The 20,596-nt window shown below is 42.0% G+C and carries 24 protein-coding genes; 14 read left to right on the forward strand and 10 right to left on the reverse strand.

Going from position 1 to position 20,596, the window contains the following annotated elements:
* Positions 1-6: 6 nt before the first annotated feature.
* The gene (locus KSX81_RS19205) at positions 7-192 is read left to right on the forward strand and encodes a hypothetical protein (RefSeq protein WP_004300779.1); all 186 of its coding nucleotides are present in this window, start codon (positions 7-9) and stop codon (positions 190-192) included.
* Between the two features lie 218 nt (positions 193-410).
* Here the strand turns inward: KSX81_RS19205 and KSX81_RS19210 are convergent, their stop codons facing one another.
* From KSX81_RS19210 to KSX81_RS19235, 6 genes are all read right to left on the reverse strand, one after another.
* Positions 411-788 (reverse strand): VOC family protein, encoded by a 378-nt coding sequence (locus tag KSX81_RS19210; protein WP_004304308.1) that lies wholly within the window; start codon positions 786-788, stop codon positions 411-413.
* A 14-nt stretch (positions 789-802) separates the two neighbouring features.
* Positions 803-1,948, reverse strand: a complete 1,146-nt coding sequence (locus KSX81_RS19215; protein ID WP_008999888.1) for a DUF4468 domain-containing protein — start codon at positions 1,946-1,948, stop codon at positions 803-805.
* Positions 1,949-1,961: 13 nt separating this feature from the next.
* The gene (locus KSX81_RS19220) at positions 1,962-2,693 is read right to left on the reverse strand and encodes an MBL fold metallo-hydrolase (protein WP_008999889.1); all 732 of its coding nucleotides are present in this window, start codon (positions 2,691-2,693) and stop codon (positions 1,962-1,964) included.
* Between the two features lie 67 nt (positions 2,694-2,760).
* The gene (pdxH, locus tag KSX81_RS19225; RefSeq protein ID WP_149939099.1) at positions 2,761-3,408 is read right to left on the reverse strand and encodes a pyridoxamine 5'-phosphate oxidase; all 648 of its coding nucleotides are present in this window, start codon (positions 3,406-3,408) and stop codon (positions 2,761-2,763) included.
* Positions 3,409-3,451: 43 nt separating this feature from the next.
* A complete protein-coding gene (locus tag KSX81_RS19230) occupies positions 3,452-4,156 on the reverse strand; it encodes a pirin family protein (RefSeq protein ID WP_061447744.1) in 705 nt (234 codons plus the stop codon).
* A gap of 63 nt (positions 4,157-4,219) precedes the next feature.
* On the reverse strand, positions 4,220-5,221 hold the full coding sequence (locus tag KSX81_RS19235; protein WP_004304300.1) for a 2-hydroxyacid dehydrogenase: 1,002 nt from the start codon (positions 5,219-5,221) through the stop codon (positions 4,220-4,222).
* Positions 5,222-5,429: 208 nt separating this feature from the next.
* Between KSX81_RS19235 and KSX81_RS19240 the strand changes: the two genes are divergently transcribed.
* Positions 5,430-6,839, forward strand: coding sequence for an OmpP1/FadL family transporter (locus KSX81_RS19240; protein ID WP_022200189.1), 1,410 nt, complete (start codon positions 5,430-5,432; stop codon positions 6,837-6,839).
* Positions 6,840-6,922: 83 nt separating this feature from the next.
* On the opposite strand, the gene KSX81_RS19245 is transcribed toward KSX81_RS19240, so the two are convergent.
* Positions 6,923-8,212 carry a DcaP family trimeric outer membrane transporter gene (locus tag KSX81_RS19245; protein ID WP_004321443.1) on the reverse strand — a complete coding sequence of 430 codons (1,290 nt, stop codon included), beginning with the start codon at positions 8,210-8,212 and terminating at the stop codon, positions 6,923-6,925.
* A 163-nt stretch (positions 8,213-8,375) separates the two neighbouring features.
* On the opposite strand from KSX81_RS19245, the gene KSX81_RS19250 reads away from it, so the two are divergent.
* The 5 genes from KSX81_RS19250 to KSX81_RS19270 all read left to right on the forward strand — a co-directional run bounded on the left by KSX81_RS19250 (position 8,376) and on the right by KSX81_RS19270 (position 12,179).
* On the forward strand, positions 8,376-8,882 hold the full coding sequence (locus KSX81_RS19250) for an RNA polymerase sigma factor (RefSeq protein WP_004300768.1): 507 nt from the start codon (positions 8,376-8,378) through the stop codon (positions 8,880-8,882).
* A 239-nt stretch (positions 8,883-9,121) separates the two neighbouring features.
* On the forward strand, positions 9,122-9,802 hold the full coding sequence (locus KSX81_RS19255; RefSeq protein ID WP_004321442.1) for a queuosine precursor transporter: 681 nt from the start codon (positions 9,122-9,124) through the stop codon (positions 9,800-9,802).
* Between the two features lie 8 nt (positions 9,803-9,810).
* Positions 9,811-10,470, forward strand: coding sequence for a 7-cyano-7-deazaguanine synthase QueC (queC, locus tag KSX81_RS19260; protein WP_004300765.1), 660 nt, complete (start codon positions 9,811-9,813; stop codon positions 10,468-10,470).
* Between the two features lie 580 nt (positions 10,471-11,050).
* Positions 11,051-11,506, forward strand: coding sequence for a preQ(1) synthase (gene queF, locus KSX81_RS19265; protein WP_004321441.1), 456 nt, complete (start codon positions 11,051-11,053; stop codon positions 11,504-11,506).
* Between the two features lie 37 nt (positions 11,507-11,543).
* Positions 11,544-12,179: an HD domain-containing protein gene (locus KSX81_RS19270; protein WP_004321440.1), complete on the forward strand. Its 636-nt coding sequence runs from the start codon at positions 11,544-11,546 to the stop codon at positions 12,177-12,179.
* Between the two features lie 60 nt (positions 12,180-12,239).
* On the opposite strand, the gene rlmH is transcribed toward KSX81_RS19270, so the two are convergent.
* Complete coding sequence (rlmH, locus tag KSX81_RS19275; protein ID WP_032853686.1) at positions 12,240-12,713, reverse strand: 23S rRNA (pseudouridine(1915)-N(3))-methyltransferase RlmH; 474 nt, start codon at positions 12,711-12,713, stop codon at positions 12,240-12,242.
* 127 nt (positions 12,714-12,840) lie between these two features.
* On the opposite strand from rlmH, the gene KSX81_RS19280 reads away from it, so the two are divergent.
* The 7 genes from KSX81_RS19280 (at position 12,841) to KSX81_RS19310 (ending at position 18,455) form a co-directional block, all read left to right on the forward strand.
* Positions 12,841-13,233: a DUF4783 domain-containing protein gene (locus KSX81_RS19280; protein ID WP_004304257.1), complete on the forward strand. Its 393-nt coding sequence runs from the start codon at positions 12,841-12,843 to the stop codon at positions 13,231-13,233.
* The gene (nadC, locus tag KSX81_RS19285) at positions 13,226-14,074 is read left to right on the forward strand and encodes a carboxylating nicotinate-nucleotide diphosphorylase (RefSeq protein WP_004300759.1); all 849 of its coding nucleotides are present in this window, start codon (positions 13,226-13,228) and stop codon (positions 14,072-14,074) included. The genes KSX81_RS19280 and nadC overlap by 8 nt, the downstream gene beginning before the upstream one ends.
* A 249-nt stretch (positions 14,075-14,323) precedes the next feature.
* Entirely contained in the window at positions 14,324-14,875 is a 552-nt protein-coding gene (locus tag KSX81_RS19290) for an RNA polymerase sigma factor (RefSeq protein WP_004300758.1), read from the forward strand.
* Complete coding sequence (locus KSX81_RS19295; protein WP_008999890.1) at positions 14,859-15,908, forward strand: outer membrane beta-barrel protein; 1,050 nt, start codon at positions 14,859-14,861, stop codon at positions 15,906-15,908. The genes KSX81_RS19290 and KSX81_RS19295 overlap by 17 nt, the downstream gene beginning before the upstream one ends.
* A gap of 11 nt (positions 15,909-15,919) precedes the next feature.
* Positions 15,920-16,444 carry a DUF4943 family protein gene (locus KSX81_RS19300; protein ID WP_004304253.1) on the forward strand — a complete coding sequence of 175 codons (525 nt, stop codon included), beginning with the start codon at positions 15,920-15,922 and terminating at the stop codon, positions 16,442-16,444.
* A gap of 177 nt (positions 16,445-16,621) precedes the next feature.
* Positions 16,622-17,347 (forward strand): DUF4858 domain-containing protein, encoded by a 726-nt coding sequence (locus KSX81_RS19305; RefSeq protein WP_032853687.1) that lies wholly within the window; start codon positions 16,622-16,624, stop codon positions 17,345-17,347.
* A gap of 169 nt (positions 17,348-17,516) precedes the next feature.
* Complete coding sequence (locus tag KSX81_RS19310; protein WP_008999892.1) at positions 17,517-18,455, forward strand: NAD(P)H-dependent flavin oxidoreductase; 939 nt, start codon at positions 17,517-17,519, stop codon at positions 18,453-18,455.
* 148 nt (positions 18,456-18,603) lie between these two features.
* Here KSX81_RS19310 and ald read toward each other — a convergent pair whose 3' ends face one another.
* Together ald and KSX81_RS19320 are read right to left on the reverse strand one after the other, a co-directional pair.
* On the reverse strand, positions 18,604-19,710 hold the full coding sequence (gene ald / locus KSX81_RS19315) for an alanine dehydrogenase (RefSeq protein WP_008999893.1): 1,107 nt from the start codon (positions 19,708-19,710) through the stop codon (positions 18,604-18,606).
* Between the two features lie 130 nt (positions 19,711-19,840).
* On the reverse strand, positions 19,841-20,524 hold the full coding sequence (locus KSX81_RS19320; protein WP_004300751.1) for a WG repeat-containing protein: 684 nt from the start codon (positions 20,522-20,524) through the stop codon (positions 19,841-19,843).
* Positions 20,525-20,596: the final 72 nt, after the last annotated feature.

Genomic DNA, 20,596 nt, shown 5'->3' on the forward strand with positions numbered 1-20,596 from the left:
GATTATATGAGTATAGAAGAAGCAATCATGGGTGGCATCGTTTTTAAAGGTAAGAAAGATAAGCCCAAAGAAGAGGAAAAGGTGAAAACGAAAGCGAAAAAAGCGACGTATATTCGTGGACAACATGGTTCGGGTGCAGCGAAGATGAAAGCAGATATCCGGAAGAAAAGAGCTAGCCGACATAAAAAATAAAGGCTGTAGCAATAAACGGATCATCAATCCGGTTGCCTTTTAGTCATTGAGGAGTGGCTTTTTTCTGATTAAGCAACTGGCAAGGTGGTGTTTATTTTCGGATACATATTTATAGTATTTGTTGTTTTAGGTATATATACTATGTGTTTGATAGATCATATATTCTACATAAAAAGTGGGGGCAGGATAATTATCCTGCCCCCACTTTTTATATAAAATCACTTCTGTGGGAGTATTTCAATCCAGTAATCATCCGGGTCATTAATGAAATAAAGCCCCATGGCAGTGTTCTCAAAACATACACAATTCATTTCTTTGTGATAGGCCCTGATTGCATCGTAATCACCGGCTACACGAAAACATAGGTGACTTTCGTTTTCCCCCAGTTCGTATGGAGCAGTATGATCTTTGAGCCATGTCAATTCCAATAGGAAACCTGTTTCATTATCTGTCAGGTAAACTAGTGTGAATGAACCGTCGGATGCTTCTTTCCGATGATGTTCTTTTAAGCCGAGTGCTTTCTCATAAAAAGCGATACTCCGCTCCAGATTTGTAACGTTGATATTAAAATGGTCAAATTTACTTTTTATTTCCATTGTTGCAATTTTCCTTATTTTTTCATTAAGAGTTTCACAATTTCTCCAACATAGGTACGGGGTTGTCCGGCTTGCGGAGTTGTCTGTGAAGGCATTTTCTTACATTCGATAACAGCTGAAGGAGTTGTCTGGTTCGGGGCATACAATTTCAGTGTATAGCTGTCTGCCTTTTCTATTGCCTCATAAGGTTGGTCGGGTGAAAGTGTGCAATACGCAACAGCTTTTCCTGATTGATAACCTAATGCACCACCTGCATTTGCAGTCATATTGGTCATGTTGAACTCATCTTTTCCAATACTGATTACTAATTTACCACTTCCCATTAAGGCATATACTTCGCCCGGAATTTGTTTCAAATCAATTTCTGTATAACCCGGCATATCTGTGGAAGCTTTGCCTACTGGAGTAGCAGGAGTGAGAGTCGCAGCAGGAACTGTAGTTTGAACGGGTTCGGCGGTCGTCACTTTAATATCAGTCTTTTTATCTGTGCCACCAATGATAATCGGGCCTGCGGCTGCAACGATTGATGGAGTTTGTTGCTCTTCTTCTTTCTTCTTTTTCTCTGTCTTCGGACGAGTATCAGGTGCTCCGAAAGCTACTGCTACATCCATAAACATATCATCTGCGAAGTCTACAGTTTTTCTACGCCATTTAGCCAGGCCGCGCACTAATTTGGTCTTTGCTTTATTGAGCGCATATTTATCAGTAATCCATTCTTCCGCTTTGTATTTCTCTGTTTCGCGATAAGTGAAACGGATTTTCTCAAGCTCTACTAGGCAGTTGCCGGGTTTACAGGTAACGGTAATCTGATAGTTGACCAGTGTACGGTCTAATGACAGAGCACTGGAACTGAAAACAATCCATTCTTCTCCAACACCGGCAATTGTTCCCTTTGCTTCGTCAGAGAAAACAATGCGGCTATCAATATTTTTATTTTCTTTCAGACGTTCGTTCATCCACTTTGTCATTGTGTCGTAGATTTGTGCCTGACTCATTCCGGGAATCTGGAACTCTTTGGAAAATACTACTTTACCATCTACTTCAGGAACAGCTCCTACAAGGTACCTGGTGTCATCTTTCTTCTCTTTTGCAGAATCTGCCTTCATCGCCATCGGCAATGCAAGGAACAGGGTAAGAAACAGAATCGTAAATTTATTCATAATTATCATGTGTTTATTTGGTAATCTCAAAACTTTCGCCCCGATGGGTGATGCTGATAAAACGGCATCCGGCATTTTCAGCAAAACTACAAAGCGCATTCCCCCCCTCATAATCTTCACTGAAGTGCATGGGCACAAATATAGTAGTTTTTATTTGTTCGATGAACTGTTTTGCCCCTTTCATGTAATCTTTTCCCATTCTCCGATCCACCGGGAATAGTACTAAATCGATGTTTGGCGCTTTTTCTTTTAAATATTTAACTTCTGCAAGGAAATCACCATTGGCTTTTCGGATCTCTTCTTCAGTAGATTCCTCACTCCAATGCCAGTTGTTCAAGTCGCCGGCATGGAAAATACTCCAATCTTGCAGGTGAAGCAGGAACGAACTGCCGACATCCGTTGAGCCGAAAGCATCGATACGAATTGTCTCGTCTTCGTATGTTTCTCCTTTTTTAATATAGAAAGCATCTTCGGCTTTGGCACGATGGGATTTCAAGATATCTTTGGAGAAAATATATTGAATGTCGGGGCGTTGTTCTTTCCAGGTCAATATCTCACGGTTAAAGTGGTCGGGATGGAAATGGGTGGCCAATACATATAGTTTACCCGGCCTTTGCAGGAGATAATCATGTACGATTCCCCGGTTATGTTCCGTTTCGGAAGAATCTTTGTAGTAATCGATGATAACGGTTACACCTTCCATTTCGATGGCGAAACCGCTGTGATAAATATAATCCAGTGTCATAAGCTGACTATTTTATAATTGCAATATTACGTATTCTAGTTGGAGTTGCCAAGAAAAATCGACGAAATCAAGGAGCAAGACGACTGATTTTCCATTCCCCGTCCGGTTGCAGGGTATATAGAAAACGGTCATGCAGACGGTTGGGGCGTCCTTGCCAGAATTCAATCCTTGTAGGGGTAACGGCATATCCGCCCCAATTATCGGGCCTCTCCACTTCTTTTCCGATCCACCGGGCTGCCTCCCTGACAAAAGACCGTATTAATTGCATTCGGCTTGTTATAGGTTGACTTTGGGGAGAAATTCGTGCACCGCCCCGACTTTTATAAGGACGTTTCCGGAAATATTCATCCGATTCTTCCGGAGGAACTTTCGTCGCTATTCCCTCTATATGTATTTGTCTTTCGAGGGCGTGCCACACAAAAGAGAGGGAGATATACGGATTTTGTGCCAATTGCCTGCCTTTACGGCTTTCATAATTGGTATAGAAGACAAATTTTCCATCATGGAGCCCTTTTAATAATACGGTACGCGTGGACGGTCTCCCTTCAGGGGATACGGTTCCTACAATGACAGCAGTTGGTTCATCCACCTCTGCGTCAATTGCTTCTTGTAGCCAACGGTTGAAAAGCGAAAGCGGGTCGCCCGGAAGTTCATTTTCCCGCAACCCGCCTTTCGTATATTCCTGTCGGATATCTGCTATGTTTAATTTCGCCATAAGATTATCTGGCAGTTTTAGTTCTTAATTTCTAATGATGGAATCACATAGGTACTTCTATTAATAGAATATGTGAATCTTTCAGTGTCTCCAGTTCGAAACTGTTGGTATCGTAAACACCCATACCGTCCCGGCGTTTCAACACTTCGCCATCTACTACAATTTCTCCTTCAATGAGGAAAATATAGACGCCTGCATGACTTTGATGCATGTGATAACCCAGTTCCTTTCCGGCTTCTACTTTACCGATTGAGAACCAGGTGTCTTGCAAAAGGGAAGCAGGTGTACTGCCGTCAGGAGATACGATGACTGCCAGTTCATTCGGACGTTCCAACTCTGTGATACTGAAATCCTGATAAACGGGACGGGTGTTCCGTTCTCTTGGCATAATCCAGATTTGCAGGAATTCTACCGGTTCTACAGGGCTTGCATTCACTTCACTGTGGAAGATTCCCGTTCCGGCACTCATTGTCTGAATTTCTCCAACAGTAATGATGCGGCTGTTCTTCTTGCTGTCTCCATGTTGCAGATGTCCTTTCAGAGGGATGGAGATAATTTCCATATTCTTATGCGGGTGAGTCTGAAAACCTTCTCCGGGTGCAACTTTGTCATCATTCAATACGCGAAGGGCACCGAAGTTGATACGATTGGAGTCGAAGTATTCGTCAAAACTAAAAGTATGGTAACTATCCAACCAATCGTACTGGGAATGTCCTCTTGTATCTGCTTTGTGTATTACTTTTTTCATAAAATCTGTCCTTTCTCTTATTTGTTTATATGTTTTGTAAACAAAGAAAGGAGCTTAAAAGTTTTATTTCTTCACTTCATTTAGCAAAGGCTTATGATTGATAAAATCTTTTATGTTTTGCAGGGTGGTCGCCGCAATATTCTCCATCGCTTCATGTGTGAAAAAAGCTTGATGAGAAGTGACTATCACATTGTTGAATGAAAGTAAGCGGGCGAGTACATCATCGTCGATGATGCGGTCGGATTGATCTTCATAAAAGTATTCGCTTTCTTCCTCATATACGTCCAGTCCTGCGGAACCTATTTTCTTGTTCTTCAACCCTTCAATCAGTGCATTGGTGTGAATCAGCTGTCCACGGCCGGTATTGATAATCATAACTCCGTCTTTCATTTTGCTGATAGAGTAGTCGTTAATCAGATACTTGGTCGCTTCGGTGAGCGGGCAATGCAAAGAGATGATATCCGAATTGTGATATAGTTCGTCCAGTGAAGTATAAACTATTTGTTCTTCACGGGCGAAGTTATGGTCCGGATAGAGGTCATAAGCCAATATGTTCATTCCAAACCCTTTTAAGATGTGAATCAGTATTTTCGCGATTTTTCCTGTACCGATGATGCCTGCTGTTTTTCCGTGCATATCGAATCCCATCAGACCGTGCAGGGAGAAATTACCATCTTTGGTACGCCAGGAAGCACGGGGAATTTTCCGGTTTAGCGATAGCATAAGAGCTACGGTGTACTCTGCAACGGCATAAGGAGAGTAGGCAGGAACCCGTACTACGGTAATTCCGGCAGCGGCGGCAGCATCTAAATCTACATTATTAAATCCGGCACAGCGTAGTGCCAATAGTTTTACTCCGTTGGCTGCCATCACACGGATTACTTCTGCGTCGGCAACGTCGTTCACAAAGATGCAGACAGCATCCACTCCTTGTGTCAGTAGTACGTTGTTCTTATTCAGATGCCCTTTGTAGTAGCGTATCTCAAACCCGAACTCTTTGTTTTTGTCATTGAAAGAGGACTCATCATAAGGCTTTGTGCCGAAAAATGCAATTGTATAGGCCATAATATTATTCTATAAATTATATAATATTAAACGTTGGAACAGGTGAATTTGTTTAATCAATCCATCATTCGAAAAATAGATTGTTTCATTAGAAACAGTTTGATTTTTCAATTAAAATGGCGGATAAATGAAAATAAGTGCACAAATATGTGCTCCCTGTGCAATATTGTTATATCTTTGCGCCGAAATAATTTTAAAAAAGATTTAGATGAGAAAAATTTCGTTGATTGGTCTTGCAATGTTGATCGTTTCAATTCCAACTTTTGCTGGAGATTATCTAACCAATACGAATCAGAATGCTGCTTTCTTACGCATGATAGCCCGCGGCGCTTCCATCGATGTTGATGGAGTTTATAGTAATCCTGCCGGACTGGCATTTCTTCCCAAAGATGGTCTTCAAGTAGCACTTACTATTCAAAGTGCATATCAGACCCGTGATATTGCTGCAACAAGTCCTTTATGGACCATGGACGGACAGAATACTGTACGTAAGTATGAAGGAAAAGCTTCTGCTCCCGTTATTCCTTCTATACATGCTGTCTATAAAAAAGGCGATTGGGCGTTTTCCGGTAGCTTTGCCATTGTAGGTGGTGGCGGAAAAGCTTCATTTGACAAAGGTTTACCTATGTTTGATGCGGCTGCTATTAGTCTGGTAAATACAATCGGTCAAGGGATGCTGTCTCCTAATCAATATACTATTAATTCGGCTATGGAAGGTCGTCAGTATATTTATGGTTTTCAATTAGGAGCAAGCTATAAAATTAATGAGCACTTTGCAGTTTTTGCTGGTGCACGTATGAATTATTTTACGGGTGGCTATAAAGGTTTCCTTGATATCAATTTGAAAGAGGGTGTAGCAGAACAGTTGGGTGCTGAGATTGTAAAAAAACTAATGGCCGCCGGTATGACTTTAGAGCAGGCACAACAGGCAGCATTACAAAAGTCGCAGCAGCTGAATGATGCGAAACTTAAATTAGACTGCGATCAGACAGGTTGGGGATTGACACCGATTATTGGTATTGATGCTAAGTTCGGAAAATTGAATCTGGCTGCAAAGTATGAGTTCAAAGCCAATATGAATATTGAGAATGATACACATGACATAACTGCTCCGGATGCTGCCGCAGATTTTATGGCACCTTATCAGAATGGTGTGAACACTCCGAGTGATCTTCCTGCTATGCTTTCTTTAGCTGCAAGTTATGAGATCTTGCCATCATTGAGAGCATCGGTAGAATATCATTTCTTTGATGATAAGAATGCCGGTATGGCGGATGGCAAGCAGAAAACACTGAAACATGGTACACACGAGTATTTGGCGGGTGTTGAATGGGATATCAATAAACTGTTCACAGTCAGTGGAGGTTATCAGAAAACAGACTACGGATTGAGCGATGCTTTCCAATCGGATACAAGTTTCTCTTGTGATTCTTATTCAGTTGGTTTCGGAGGCCGTATTAATTTCACGGAGGCATTGAGCCTTGATGTTGCTTATTTCTGGACTACGTATAGTGATTATACTAAAGAAAATGTACGTGGATTAGGTGCATCTATTGATAAAGACGTTTATAGCCGTACCAATAAAGTATTTGGCGTGAGCGTGAATTACAAGTTCTAAATTTCTAATCCTTTATATGTATATAAAAGCCGTCTCGGACATGATGTTGAGACGGCTTTTTTGTTTTACTGTTCTATGTTAGTTTAGAAAGAATACTGCACCAGCATATTCAACCGGTTGGCATGACGGGTTGCGGAACTGAAATCAGTACGCCATCCTCTTAAATATTCTACGCCCACTTGCAAATTACTGCTTACATTCCAGAAAGCATTAGCCACTAAATACTGTCCTTTACGATAGGATTCCGGATTTTCACTTGGATATCCGTTTTCAGAATAAAGTCTGGATAAACTATATGTACCGGATATAAAGATGCTCGGACAAAGGTTGTATTGCAGCCCTGCATACCATCCCAGCATTGGGAGAACCTGCATTTTTCCCTCATTATCAGGATCGGGAACGATATCTACGTTCAGATTACTTAAATCGTTCAGGTAAGATCCGATACCTTTTCCATAATTAAACTGTCCGAATGCCTGTAATTTCTTCGTAATATTGAAAGTTGTAGATGCTTGCAGACCGAAGCCGGTGGCGGAATAGGCTTTCTCATGAACGTTACTTGAGTAAGTCATACTACGGACAATAGCACCTAATTTAACGTGACTGCTACTATTCCAGTTATACTGTACGGAAGTGGCAAAGTCCGGCATTCGTTGGGTGTTGATAGACAAGTCATTGTTGGTTGTACCGTCTACTGAAGGCATTTCCATTGAAACACCGAATTTCCAGTTTTTCAACTTATCGCACATATAGCTCAATTGCGTAGTGCGGTAAAAGGCTGATCCGTTAGGACCTGCAAAGTCGATGGTAGGAGGCAGTGCGGAGAGGTCCATGAACGAACCGTAGCTGTATCCGATCGTGAAACCGAGGAATTGCGCATAAGCATTCTGCAATTCAAAGGTTTTTCCGTCACCCCGGAAGTTTCCGGCTGTGTAGACAACGAAGTCTCCCAGATGTTTCGTACGTCCTACCAGTTTGAGGAATAGGGTAGAAGTGGTGATGTCCATCTGGAATTGATTCTTGGCAAAATTGCCGCTTCCGCGTTGTGGAATCAATGCCGGATAGAAATCGACATCATTTACGATACCGTTAAAGTCATACTCTGCTGTTGCACGAACATATCCTCCGATACCCAGGGCAAATTTCCCTTTCTGGTCGGTTAGCAGGAAACGGGGAGCATTCGGGTCGTGGAAACGCATCTGCGAACGGTCGTTCATGATTCGGATGATTTCATCTCCTGCTTTGTTTTTCGAAACAAACATGATAGAATTCGGTTCTTCATCTTCGATGACTACCTTCTGTTGTGCATAGGCACAGAGGGGGAAAATTCCTATCCCCAGTAGCATAGCTACCATTTTAAAGCTTGTTTTCATTATCAGTTAAGTTTTAGGTGAATGCCCAATGAACAACTAAAAAAAGAAATGGTTGAGAGGGGCAAAGGAAAAATTGCCAAACTAATCGGAAGAATTGCTATTTATAATGATTCTAAAAAAACGGACCTTTGTATCGTACTAATTAGATAAAGGAAATACGACGATGGAAAAAGTTGATTTTACTCAAGGAATATTAGCGATACAACCGGATTTGCATCGCTTCGCATATAAATTGACGGCAGACCGCGAATCTGCTAATGATTTGGTTCAGGATTGTTTGTTGCAGGCATTAGATAATCAGGAGAAGTTTACGTATAGCAAAAATCTGAAGGGATGGATGTATACGCTTATGCGTAATATTTTCGTGAACAACTATCGTCGCACAGTTCGTGAAATGAACCTGATTGATGATAGTTACTCCATCAATCAACAACATCTGATAGAAGATGAAGATGCTGATAGATTCGAGTTTACGTATGATATGAAACAGTTGTACCGGGTGATACATTCCATACCGGAAGAGATGAAAGTGCCTTTTCAGATGTTTGTAGCCGGATTTAAGTATAGAGAAATTGCCGAAAAATTAGGATTGCCGATGGGAACGGTAAAGAGCCGTTTGTTTTTCATCCGTAAGCGGTTGAAAGAGGAATTGAAAGACTTCTCCTCTTGATGCGGATGCCTGATTGAGTGATGTGTTTTTAAGGTCAAAGTGATGAGCCTTCCTGTCAGAATACGACGACTGACAGGGAGGCTTATTTTTTCTTCAATTATCGGGAAGACAGATTCTGGTAAGATGAATGTGATAATTCCAGTTTTATTTTTTACCTTTGCACTCCGAAAGAATAAAAAATGTATGATGCCGTGAATAGCGGTCGTGTATTCTAGAACACCACGTAAAAAACAGGAATTATGAAAGAAAAAGTATCTGTACCCTTTATGCTGCTGGGCATTCTGTTTAATGTCTGTCTCATTGCAGCCAATCTTCTTGAAACAAAAGTAATTCAGGTAGGTAGTCTGACCGTGACAGCCGGATTATTGGTTTTTCCTATTTCTTATATTATTAATGATTGTATCGCCGAGGTTTGGGGATTCAAGAAAGCGCGGCTCATCATTTGGAGCGGTTTTGCCATGAACTTCTTCGTGGTTGCTCTTGGGTTGATAGCTGTTGCCATTCCGGCTGCTCCTTTCTGGGAGGGCGAGGAACATTTCAATTTTGTGTTCGGTATGGCTCCCCGTATTGTGGCTGCCAGTCTGATGGCTTTTCTGGTAGGCTCATTTCTCAATGCGTATGTGATGAGTAAGATGAAAGTAGCCAGTCAGGGGCGTAACTTTTCGGCCCGTGCCATCTGGTCGACTGTTGTAGGTGAGACTGCCGATTCATTGATTTTCTTCCCGGTAGCTTTTGGTGGAGTTATTGCCTGGAAAGAACTGCTTATCATGATGGGGATTCAGATTGTGCTGAAATCCATGTATGAAGTTATTATCCTTCCGGTGACAATTCGTGTGGTGAAAGCAATCAAGAAAATAGACGGTAGCGATGTTTACGACACCAATATCTCTTATAATGTATTGAAAGTCAAAGATATTTAATATAGAATATGAATAGAGAAGCAGCATTGGTTGTGTTTAGTGGTGGGCAGGATTCTACCACTTGTTTGTTTTGGGCAAAACGCAACTTTAAGAAAGTATATGCCTTGAGTTTTCTTTATGGTCAGAAGCATCAGAAAGAAGTGGAGCTTGCACGGGAGATAGCCCGGAAAGCGGAAGTGGAATTTGATGTGATGGATGTTTCCTTTATCGGACAGTTAGGTCATAATTCATTGACCGATACTACGATGGTGATGGATCAGGAAAAACCTGCAGATAGCGTTCCTAATACCTTTGTTCCGGGACGTAATCTGTTTTTTCTAAGTATCGCAGCAGTATATGCCCGTGAACGTGGTATTAATCATTTGGTAACGGGAGTTTCTCAAACAGATTTCAGCGGTTATCCCGATTGCCGTGATGCCTTTATCAAATCTCTTAATGTAACTCTCAATCTGGCTATGGATGAACAATTTGTGATTCATACCCCTTTGATGTGGATTGATAAGGCAGAAACATGGGCATTGGCCGACGAACTGGGGGTATTGGAACTGATTCGCACCGAGACTTTGACCTGTTATAATGGCGTTCAGGGAGATGGTTGCGGACATTGCCCGGCTTGTACATTGCGTCGGGAAGGATTGGAAAAGTATTTAAAAAGTAAGAATCAATAATATCTCTACATAGAGATTAAAATGCGTTTTTTTGCTGTCATCTGTCACATTGTTGTAGATAAATGTTTGATTATAAGATTTCTAGTTTGTGACAGCAAGTAGTGACAGCAGCTAAATTTGACATTTTGCCGTCACATCTATTGTCACCGGTAAGTTCTAATTAATAAATGATAGTAGTTTCTGTCCGGAATGTATTGGCTTAGATTAGTTTCAACAGCTTGAAACTGTTGTTTCATCAGTGAGAAACTAAAGTTTCAACGGTAGGAAACTAAAGTTTCTAACGCTTGAAACTATAAGTTCCAAGACTTGAAACAGTTTGTTCCAAGTAATGAAACACTTTGTTTCAAGGCGGGAAACACATTGTTTCAGGCAATGAAACACACCGTAACAAGTAAGATGAGGAGAAAGCAAACGTAGGATAAGAGTTGATGGTGATAGGTGATAGATGCGGTGATAGGTTGTGAAATGAATCCTTCACCACTAAAACCTCGATGAATAAGGCGTTTGAGGCAGGACGGTGATAGGTGAAAGAAGAAATGCGTTTTTTTGTTTAGAGTAGAGGTTGTAGTTAATGAGTGCAATGACAGAATTAAAAGACCAACTTTCCTTATTAGGAAGAAAAACCGAGTATAAACAAGATTATGCTCCTGAAGTACTGGAAGCCTTTGATAATAAGCATCCTGAAAATGATTACTGGGTACGTTTCAACTGCCCGGAGTTCACAAGTCTGTGTCCTATTACCGGACAGCCGGACTTTGCCGAAATACGTATCAGCTACATTCCTGATATAAAAATGGTAGAAAGTAAGAGTTTGAAACTCTATCTTTTCAGTTTCCGCAGTCATGGAGCCTTTCATGAAGATTGTGTGAATATCATAATGAAAGATCTTATCCGATTGATGAGTCCCAAATACATAGAAGTAACGGGAATATTTACTCCTCGTGGTGGTATTTCCATTTATCCGTATGCCAATTATGGTCGTCCGGGAACAAAGTTCGAACAGATGGCAGAACATCGTTTGATGAATCGGGAATAATATAAATAAAAGAATTCACTAGCTAAAAAGATCGAATATGACTCATCATGTGCCTGCTGAATTACAAAACTATGTTCGGCAAAGTATTATTCCTCAATACGCTAACTTTGATAAAGCGCATCAAATTGACCATGTAGAAAAGGTAATTGAGGAAAGTCTGAAATTAGCGACGCATTATGAAGTCGATTATTCGATGGTTTATGTCATCGCTGCTTATCATGACCTGGGGTTGTATGAAGGACGTGAATTTCATCATATAACCTCCGGCAAAGTGTTGCTAGCCGACGAAACTTTGCGGCGTTGGTTTACGGATGAGCAGCTGTTGCAGATGAAAGAGGCGATAGAAGATCATCGGGCTTCCAATAAACAGGCTCCCAGAACAATCTATGGAATGATTGTTGCCGAGGCTGACCGAATTATTGATCCCGAAGTTACTTTACGTCGTACCGTACAATATGGGCTGTCTCATTATCCGGAGATGGATAAAGAAGAGCAATATGCCCGTTTTCGGAAACATCTAACTGAAAAATATGCAGAAGGAGGGTATCTGAAGTTATGGATACCCCAATCGGATAATGCCGGACGGTTGGCAGAACTTCGGAATTTGATTACTAATGAAGACGAACTCCGGCAGGTATTTAATAAACTTTATATAGAAGAGAAGAATGGATAATGATATCCATCTTCTTTATTGTATAATTCATTTTTCACGGTGCATCTTTGTGGATGTAGTTTATTCATGATGATACGGCCCTCCATTCAATATAGTCATCGCCCGATAAATCTGCTCAACGAATATCAGCCGGATCATCTGATGAGAGAAAGTCATCTTCGACATTGAAATCTTTTCGTGTGCCGCTTGATAAACCTTTTCTGAAAAGCCATAAGGCCCTCCGATAATGAATACCAGTCGTTTGTTGACCGTGTTCATTTTTCGCTTCATATATTCGGCAAACTCCAGAGAACGCATTTCTTTTCCGTGCTCATCGAGCAATACCACCACGTCGCCCGGTTGGAGAGCTTTTAATATCAGTTCCCCTTCCTTTTCTTTCTGCACTTCCATTGAAAGACTCTTGGTGTTTTTCAGTTCGGGAATCACTTCCATATCAAAAGTGATAGACCGTTTGGTGCGCTGGATATAGTCATTGATGGCAGTTATATAGTGTTGTTCTACGGTTCGTCCTACGACGAGCAAGGTTGTTTTCATACGTCTACAATTCTGATTATTGCACAAAAATAGGCATTTTTTATGTTATTCTGCAATTAATGCTTACCTTTGCCTATCATTAGTTGAAAGTTTAAGCCTTTAAACTACAACTTAAAAGCTTGTATTTATGAAAAAACGAGTGCTCGTAGGAATGGCCACTTTGCTTCTTTCTCTCTCGTTGCTGATGGCACAAGAGATACCGGCAGGAGTGATAACGGCATTTAAAAGAGGAAGCTCGCAAGAGCTAAGTAAGTATATGGGGGACAAGGTAAATCTGGTGCTCCAAGGTCGCTCGACAAGCGTTGACAAGCAGAAAGCAACAGCTATGATGCAGGAATTCTTTACGGAGAATAAAGTCAGCGGATTTAACGTGAACCATCAGGGAAAACGGGACGAATCAAGTTTCGTTATCGGTACGTTGGCTACTACTAATGGGAACTTTCGTGTGAACTGCTTCCTGAAGAAAGTGCAGAATCAATATTTAATACATCAAATAAGAATTGACAAGATCAATGAATAAGGAAAAAGAACTGATCGACAAGTTGATCGATCTTGCTTTTGCAGAAGATATAGGTGATGGCGATCATACCACCCTTTCATGTATTCCCGCTACGGCAATGGGAAAATCAAAATTGCTTATCAAAGAAGCCGGTGTGTTGGCTGGCATCGAAGTAGCTAAAGAAATCTTCAACCGTTTTGATCCTACCATGAAAGTGGAAGTGTTTATCAATGACGGAACAGAAGTGAAACCGGGTGATGTAGCAATGGTAGTGGAAGGAAAAGTGCAATCTTTACTTCAAACCGAACGCCTGATGTTGAACGTGATGCAGCGTATGAGCGGCATTGCAACAATGACCCGTAAATATGCAAAGGTATTGGAAGGTACAAATACCCGTGTGCTTGATACCCGCAAAACAACTCCCGGTATGCGTATCCTCGAAAAAATGGCAGTGAAAATCGGTGGCGGAGTAAACCATCGTATTGGTCTGTTCGACATGATTCTTCTGAAAGACAATCATGTGGACTTTGCCGGAGGTATCGACAAAGCCATCACTCGTGCCAAAGAATATTGCAAGGAAAAAGGTAAAGACCTGAAAATAGAAATAGAAGTCCGCAGCTTCGACGAACTGCAGCAAGTTCTTGATCTCGGCGGAGTAGACCGTATCATGTTTGATAACTTCACTCCCGAAATGACAAAGAAAGCAGTAGAGATGGTAGCAGGCAAATACGAAACCGAATCTTCGGGTGGTATCACCTTTGATACTCTTCGTGAGTATGCCGAATGTGGCGTAGACTTCATCTCTGTAGGAGCTTTGACTCATTCAGTGAAAGGGCTGGACATGAGTTTCAAAGCATGCTGATAGTATATAATAAGCGGTGAACTGTAAGCGGTGAACGATAAACAGTAAACGGTGGATATTTTGTAGCATGATTATGCGCAGCTTTGTTCATCATTTACCGTTTATCGTTCATCGTTTTTTTCTTTCCCGTTTATTATTATCTATCCTTTAACTTCTTTTAGCAATATTCCTTGCAGCATTCCTCAAACTCTCGCGTCTAATGAGCAAACGACGCAGACATACGTTCGATTTTAAAAAAAGTAATTGACTTTGGAAAACGAGATAGAACTGATAAAGGGCTGTCGGGCAGGAAAGGATTCAGCCCGAAAGGAACTTTACACTCTCTATTCCAAGCAGATGCTGGCGGTATGTTTCCGCTATACGGGCGATATGGATGCGGCGCACGATGTACTGCATGACGGTTTCATCAAGATTTTTACCAACTTTTCGTTCCGGGGTGAGTCTTCACTTTGTACATGGATTACCCGGGTGATGGTTACTCAATCACTCGATTTCCTGCGACGGGAGAAGCGAGTCAGCCAGTTGGTAGTGCATGAAGAGCAGCTTCCCGATATACCGGATATATCGGATTCGGGAGGAGGGGCTGGAATCTCCGAAGAGCAGTTGATGGCTTTTATTGCCGAATTGCCGGATGGTTGCCGAACCGTTTTCAACCTTTATGTGTTTGAAGAGAAATCGCACAAGGAGATAGCCAAGATGCTTCATATTAAAGAGCATTCATCTACTTCGCAGCTGCACCGGGCCAAATATTTGTTAGCAAAAAGAATTAAAGAGTATAGAAATCATGAAGAAAGAAAATGATGAAATAACCGATCTGTTTCGCACGCGTCTCGCTGATGCCGGGATGAGTGTACGGGATGGCTTTTGGGAAGAGCTCTCGCAGGAAATTCCTGTGGCTTGCCAGCATCGTCGTCGGATTCTGCTCTTCCGTGTAGCGGCTGCGGCATCTGTATTGCTTGTTTTGGCAGCCTCGTCGGCTACTTTCTTGTATTTCTCTCCAAAGGAGGAAATGGAAGAAGCATTTACAAAGATAGCCGTGACGAATGGAGGACAGATGGATGGAGATGGAATACGCGTCAATCAGTTGCCGTTGCCGGTAGAACCGGTGTTGCCGAAACCGGCTCCGAAATCTTACGGTATGCTGTCGCAATATACGGAGGAAGAAGATTCTCTTTCTATCACTTTCTCTATGTCGTTTTCTTTTTCTTCCACTACTTCTACGGGAAATGGCAACAGATATGGTAATCAGGGGCATAATGGTTATTGGCAGGCAACAAACGGTAATACAGGATCATCTGTCGCTTCGGAAGAACAGTCGAATGTCGATATGTCTCAACCCAAAGCAGTGAAAAAGCATCGCTGGGCGATGAAAGTTCAAGTGGGTACAGCACTTCCGGCAGATAACGGTACTTATAAAATGCCGGTTTCCGCAGGGGTGACGGTAGAGCGTAAGTTGAACGATTTTCTTGGCATAGAAACTGGATTGCTCTATTCGAACCTCCGTTCTGCAGGGCAGCACTTGCACTATCTGGGAATCCCCGTTAAAGTGAACGTGACGTTGGTAGATACGAAAAAAATCGACCTTTACGCTACTGTAGGAGGAGTAGCCGATAAATGTATTGCCGGTGCACCGGACAACAGTTTTAAAGAAGAACCTATCCAGCTGGCAGTGACTGCCGGTATTGGAATCAACTATAAGATTAATGACCGACTTGCTGTTTTTGCCGAACCCGGAGTTTCGCATCATTTCAAAACAGATTCGAAACTGGCTACGGTACGAACAAAACGGCCGACTAATTTTAATTTACTTTGCGGACTTCGCATGACGTATTAATCCTTATGAAAATGAAAAAAACACTACTAATGCTGTGGATGGCTGTTTGCCTGATCGTATCCTTTACAGGATGCACCAGCGAAGAAATGGATTATAACAATCCGGATGTTGCTCTTTTTGTGAAGCAATTGAAGTCGGGTACGTACAAGATGAAGAATGAAAAAGGGGTGGTGGAGGTTCCTCATTTCACGGAAGAGGATATCCCCGAACTTTTAAAATATGCAGAAGATCTGACTATTATCCCTTCTTTTCCGTCGGTTTATAATATGAACAACGGTAAGATTCGGTTGGGTGAGTGTATGCTTTGGGTGATTGAATCTATCCGTCAGGGCACACCTCCGTCATTAGGTTGCAAAATGGTATTGGCGAATGCTGAAAATTATGAAGCAATCTATTTCCTGACCGATGAGGAAGTACTCGATGCAGCCGCTTGTTATCGTAGTTGGTGGGAAGAACGCCAATATCCGAAAACGAGATGGACAATTGATCCGTGTTACGATGAGCCGCTTTGTGGATCGGGTTATCGTTGGTGGTAATAAAGGGGGAGGAGCCTTCGGAAAGTAAAAAATAGGAAACATTCATGTGGGAATATTTGTTTGTATCAGTAGTCTTTTGCTGCTGACAGGGGGATTATTACGCTCAAAAGATAGCCTCTTATACGTACAAATGTATATGAAGTGCTCCGAAATATAGGTAATGAAAGAGTAAAAAGAATGGATGGATTAAAACGGGTTATAACAACGATGGCACTGTGCCTGACCGCTGTATTTGCATATTCGCAAGTATGGACGGCGCAAGATTCTTTGCATTTGAAGAAATTGCTGGAGAGTGACCAGGAGTTGCATTTAAATATGGATGCTGTGAAGTCGATTGATTTCGGAAGCGCAGTGGGTACTCCCCGGATGTCGGAGGAGAAAAGCTGGATGATGCCTGACGAATCGTTTCCTGAAGCGTTGCCTAAACCGAAAGTGATGTTGACTCTGATGCCATATAAAGCGAATACCCGCTATAACTGGGATCCCATCTATCAGAAGAAGATAAAGATCGATAAAAATACCTGGCGGGGTGATCCTTTCTACGAGATACGCCATCAAAGATCTTATTCAAACTGGGCACGCAATCCGATGGCAAAGGGAATGCGTAAGTCGTTGGATGAGATACAGGCGAGTGGGGTGCGTTTCCGTCAGTTGGGTGAACGTGCTAACGGAATGATGGTGAACACGGTAGTGATGGATGCACCTATTCCCTTGTTTGGTGGGAGTGGAGTGTATATCAATGGTGGAACTATCGGCGGACTTGACCTGATGGCTGTCTTTACAAAAGATTTCTGGAATAAGACGGGACGGGATAACCGTGCCCGCACATTGGAAGTGTTGAGAACTTATGGAGATTCTACCACTGTGTTGATAAATAAACCAATTGAACAGATTGCCCGTTGAAGGCGTTATAATGATGTGTTGATGTAGCAATGCGCTAATGTGCTGACTAGAGAATGTTTGTAATTGAATAATTAGTATATTTGTGTGTTGTTATGTTGGCGCATTGTTATATAGCTTTGTCGCTATTATTGGTATCTTAGTATATTAACACATAGATAAATTATTGGTTATGAATAGAATTACTTCTCTTCTGGGTATTCGGTATCCTATTATTCAAGGTGGTATGGTGTGGTGTAGCGGTTGGCGTCTTGCTTCTGCTGTGAGCAATGCCGGTGGACTGGGATTGATCGGTGCCGGTTCCATGCATCCGGACACTTTACGCGAGCATATCCGTAAATGTAATGCGGCCACGAAATTGCCTTTTGGTGTAAACATTCCTTTGATGTATCCCCAGATAGAAGAGATTATGAATATTGTGGTGGAAGAGGGAGTGAAGATTGTTTTTACCTCTGCCGGAAATCCGAAAACGTGGACTGGGTGGTTGAAAGAGCGTGGAATAACGGTTGTTCATGTTGTTTCTTCTTCCCGTTTTGCTGTAAAATGTGAGGAGGCTGGAGTAGATGCGGTAGTGGCAGAAGGGTTTGAAGCCGGAGGGCATAATGGACGCGAAGAAACAACGACTTTCTGTTTGATTCCGGCTGTACGTGAGGCTACAACATTACCTTTGATAGCTGCAGGAGGTGTCGGCACAGGGGAAGGAGTATTGGCTGCTATGGTGTTGGGAGCCGAAGGGGTGCAGATAGGAACCCGTTTTGCTCTTACTGAAGAGAGTTCAGCGAGTTCGGTATTTAAAGATTATTGCTTGAGTCTCAGAGAAGGGGATACTAAGTTGTTGTTGAAAAAGCTGGCTCCGACACGTTTGGTAAAGAATGCTTTCCGCGAAGCGGTGGAGAAGGCTGAAGATAGTGGTGCTAGTGCAGAAGATTTGAGAACTTTATTAGGACGGGGGCGTGCTAAAAAAGGAATCTTCGAAGGTGATCTGGAAGAAGGGGAATTGGAGATCGGACAAGTTTCGGCAATCATATCCCGTCGGCAGTCTGTGGCAGAAGTAATGGACGAATTGGTAGCGGCTTATCAACGGGCAGCAAAGAAAGATTATTTATTTTAAAGATATAGCTCACCACAGAGTAATACAAAGTCTTGCAGAGTTTTTTTAAAAGATCATCAATCGAAGGCGTAAGACATTGAGATGGCCTTATTTTGAAAAAGAAAAAACTCTGTAAGACTTTGTGTTACTGTATGGTGAAAATGCATAGTTATAGGCTGATAGGATCGTACTTTAAACCAAATACGTCGGCTACGGCCTTATAAACGATTTTTCCTTCTACGATATTTAATCCGAGTGCTAATGCTGGATTCTCTTTGCAGGCTTTTTTCCATCCCTTATTTGCTAAAGCGATCACATAGGGGAGGGTAGCATTGGTCAGTGCAAGGGTGGAAGTGTAAGGTACAGCTCCCGGAATATTAGCTACTGCATAATGCACGATTCCATCTACAATATAGGTCGGTGCACTGTGAGTGGTCGGGTGAGAGGTCTCGAAACATCCTCCCTGATCGATTGCTACATCTACTAATACTGTGCCGGGCTGCATTATTGAAAGCATTTCTTTGGTAATCAAATGTGGTGCTTTATCACCGGGAATCAGTACAGAGCCGACAACTAAATCAACATCCGGCAATTCTTTTCTGATTCTTAGTTCGGATGCGTACAATGTCTTTACATTCTTCGGCAGTGTCTCGCTCAAATAGCGCAGACGTGCCAGATTTATATCTGTAATAGTGACATCTGCCCCCATTCCAGCAGCCATTTGTGCAGCATTGCTACCTACAACTCCACCTCCTAAAATTAATACTTTAGCTGGTTTAACACCTGGTACACCTCCCAAAAGGATACCTTTTCCGCCTTGCGGTTTTTCCAGAAAACGGGCGCCTTCCTGAATAGACATACGTCCGGCAACTTCGCTCATCGGAATTAATAAAGGTAATGTGTGGTCTGCTTCTTCTACAGTTTCGTAAGCCAGGCATATTGATTTGTTGGAGAGCATGGCAAGGGTTAACTCCCTGTCGGAAGCAAAATGGAAATAAGTGAATAGTAACTGTCCTTTTCTTATTAAGTTATATTCAGTGATTATCGGCTCTTTCACCTTTACGATCATCTCGGCAGTGGCGTAAATATCTTCTATTGTTGGCAGGATATGTGCGCCGACAGCTTGATATGCTTCATCCGGAAAACCGCTATTTATTCCCGCTGTATGTTGGATAAATACCCGATGCCCTTGTTTTACCACTTCAGCCACTCCCGAAGGTGTCATGCCTACACGGTTCTCATTGTTTTTGATTTCCTTTGGTACTCCGATAATCATAATGTTGCGTATTAAAGATTTAACATGTTCGAAAGTACGAAAAATCCCCTTACGTTGTTGTTCGTAAGGGGATGTTTTAGAACAGAATGTCTTCGCGTGTTGAGATGAATAAATGCGTAGAGTGGTTGTTTTATAGACATTCACTGCCCTGCTTGTTGATTTTCATGCTTTTTCCATAGAGACCCACTCGAGCTATGTTGTTATAAAAGGGTTCTGCAATATCGTACTTAAAAGGAAGTACTTCTTCATTATCTTTGTTTATGTATCCCCACTTGGATGACTGGCTTTCAATGCAAACAGCAGCCAATCCTTCGGAAAAAGAGCATCCGTTATCATATTCCAGCGGAATGACAACTTCTCCTTTCTTATTAATGAATCCTACTTTGTTGTGTAGTGAGACGAGGGCTAATCCTTCCGCGAATTGCTCCATTTGACTGTAAGTCGGTGGAAGAATGTAGTTTCCTTGTCTGTCAATCAGTCCCCATAATCCATCGTGACATACTCGTGCACATTCTTGCTCAAACGAGTGAGCGGCTGCGTATTTAAACGGAATCCGTATTTGTCCGGTATGGTCGATGAATCCGTATTGAGAATTGAGTACTACCATCCCTAATCCTTCTTTAAACGAGAAAGCCCGTTCATACATTAGAGGAATGACAATGTCATACTCTTTATTAATGTATCCCCATTGGATTTTTCCTTTTACCGGAGCCAATCCTTCGGAGAAACGGCCAATTGCCGAGAAGCGCTTTTTCTTATTAGCTACCCCATAAGCTAAAAAAGAAGCGAAGAACTTTGTAATAGTGCTGCTCATTACCTTTATTGTTTGTGTGGTAAGCGTCCGGATACCATATATATACAAGAGAAGCTCTAAGTTTGCAGTTAA

This window comes from Bacteroides sp. MSK.18.37 (assembly GCF_019129155.2).
Classification (GTDB): domain Bacteria; phylum Bacteroidota; class Bacteroidia; order Bacteroidales; family Bacteroidaceae; genus Bacteroides; species Bacteroides ovatus.

Excerpts from the sequence above, each read along its gene's own strand:
- KSX81_RS19205 (WP_004300779.1), top strand. The coding sequence starts at position 7 with ATGAGTATAGAAGAAGCAATCATGGGTGGCATCGTTTTTAAAGGTAAG.
- KSX81_RS19210 (WP_004304308.1), bottom strand. The coding sequence starts at position 788 with ATGGAAATAAAAAGTAAATTTGACCATTTTAATATCAACGTTACAAAT.
- KSX81_RS19215 (WP_008999888.1), bottom strand. The coding sequence starts at position 1,948 with ATGAATAAATTTACGATTCTGTTTCTTACCCTGTTCCTTGCATTGCCG.
- KSX81_RS19220 (WP_008999889.1), bottom strand. The coding sequence starts at position 2,693 with ATGACACTGGATTATATTTATCACAGCGGTTTCGCCATCGAAATGGAA.
- pdxH (WP_149939099.1), bottom strand. The coding sequence starts at position 3,408 with ATGGCGAAATTAAACATAGCAGATATCCGACAGGAATATACGAAAGGC.
- KSX81_RS19230 (WP_061447744.1), bottom strand. The coding sequence starts at position 4,156 with ATGAAAAAAGTAATACACAAAGCAGATACAAGAGGACATTCCCAGTAC.
- KSX81_RS19235 (WP_004304300.1), bottom strand. The coding sequence starts at position 5,221 with ATGGCCTATACAATTGCATTTTTCGGCACAAAGCCTTATGATGAGTCC.
- KSX81_RS19240 (WP_022200189.1), top strand. The coding sequence starts at position 5,430 with ATGAGAAAAATTTCGTTGATTGGTCTTGCAATGTTGATCGTTTCAATT.
- KSX81_RS19245 (WP_004321443.1), bottom strand. The coding sequence starts at position 8,212 with ATGAAAACAAGCTTTAAAATGGTAGCTATGCTACTGGGGATAGGAATT.
- KSX81_RS19250 (WP_004300768.1), top strand. The coding sequence starts at position 8,376 with ATGGAAAAAGTTGATTTTACTCAAGGAATATTAGCGATACAACCGGAT.
- KSX81_RS19255 (WP_004321442.1), top strand. The coding sequence starts at position 9,122 with ATGAAAGAAAAAGTATCTGTACCCTTTATGCTGCTGGGCATTCTGTTT.
- queC (WP_004300765.1), top strand. The coding sequence starts at position 9,811 with ATGAATAGAGAAGCAGCATTGGTTGTGTTTAGTGGTGGGCAGGATTCT.
- queF (WP_004321441.1), top strand. The coding sequence starts at position 11,051 with ATGACAGAATTAAAAGACCAACTTTCCTTATTAGGAAGAAAAACCGAG.
- KSX81_RS19270 (WP_004321440.1), top strand. The coding sequence starts at position 11,544 with ATGACTCATCATGTGCCTGCTGAATTACAAAACTATGTTCGGCAAAGT.
- rlmH (WP_032853686.1), bottom strand. The coding sequence starts at position 12,713 with ATGAAAACAACCTTGCTCGTCGTAGGACGAACCGTAGAACAACACTAT.
- KSX81_RS19280 (WP_004304257.1), top strand. The coding sequence starts at position 12,841 with ATGAAAAAACGAGTGCTCGTAGGAATGGCCACTTTGCTTCTTTCTCTC.
- nadC (WP_004300759.1), top strand. The coding sequence starts at position 13,226 with ATGAATAAGGAAAAAGAACTGATCGACAAGTTGATCGATCTTGCTTTT.
- KSX81_RS19295 (WP_008999890.1), top strand. The coding sequence starts at position 14,859 with ATGAAGAAAGAAAATGATGAAATAACCGATCTGTTTCGCACGCGTCTC.
- KSX81_RS19300 (WP_004304253.1), top strand. The coding sequence starts at position 15,920 with ATGAAAAAAACACTACTAATGCTGTGGATGGCTGTTTGCCTGATCGTA.
- KSX81_RS19305 (WP_032853687.1), top strand. The coding sequence starts at position 16,622 with ATGGATGGATTAAAACGGGTTATAACAACGATGGCACTGTGCCTGACC.
- KSX81_RS19310 (WP_008999892.1), top strand. The coding sequence starts at position 17,517 with ATGAATAGAATTACTTCTCTTCTGGGTATTCGGTATCCTATTATTCAA.
- ald (WP_008999893.1), bottom strand. The coding sequence starts at position 19,710 with ATGATTATCGGAGTACCAAAGGAAATCAAAAACAATGAGAACCGTGTA.
- KSX81_RS19320 (WP_004300751.1), bottom strand. The coding sequence starts at position 20,524 with ATGAGCAGCACTATTACAAAGTTCTTCGCTTCTTTTTTAGCTTATGGG.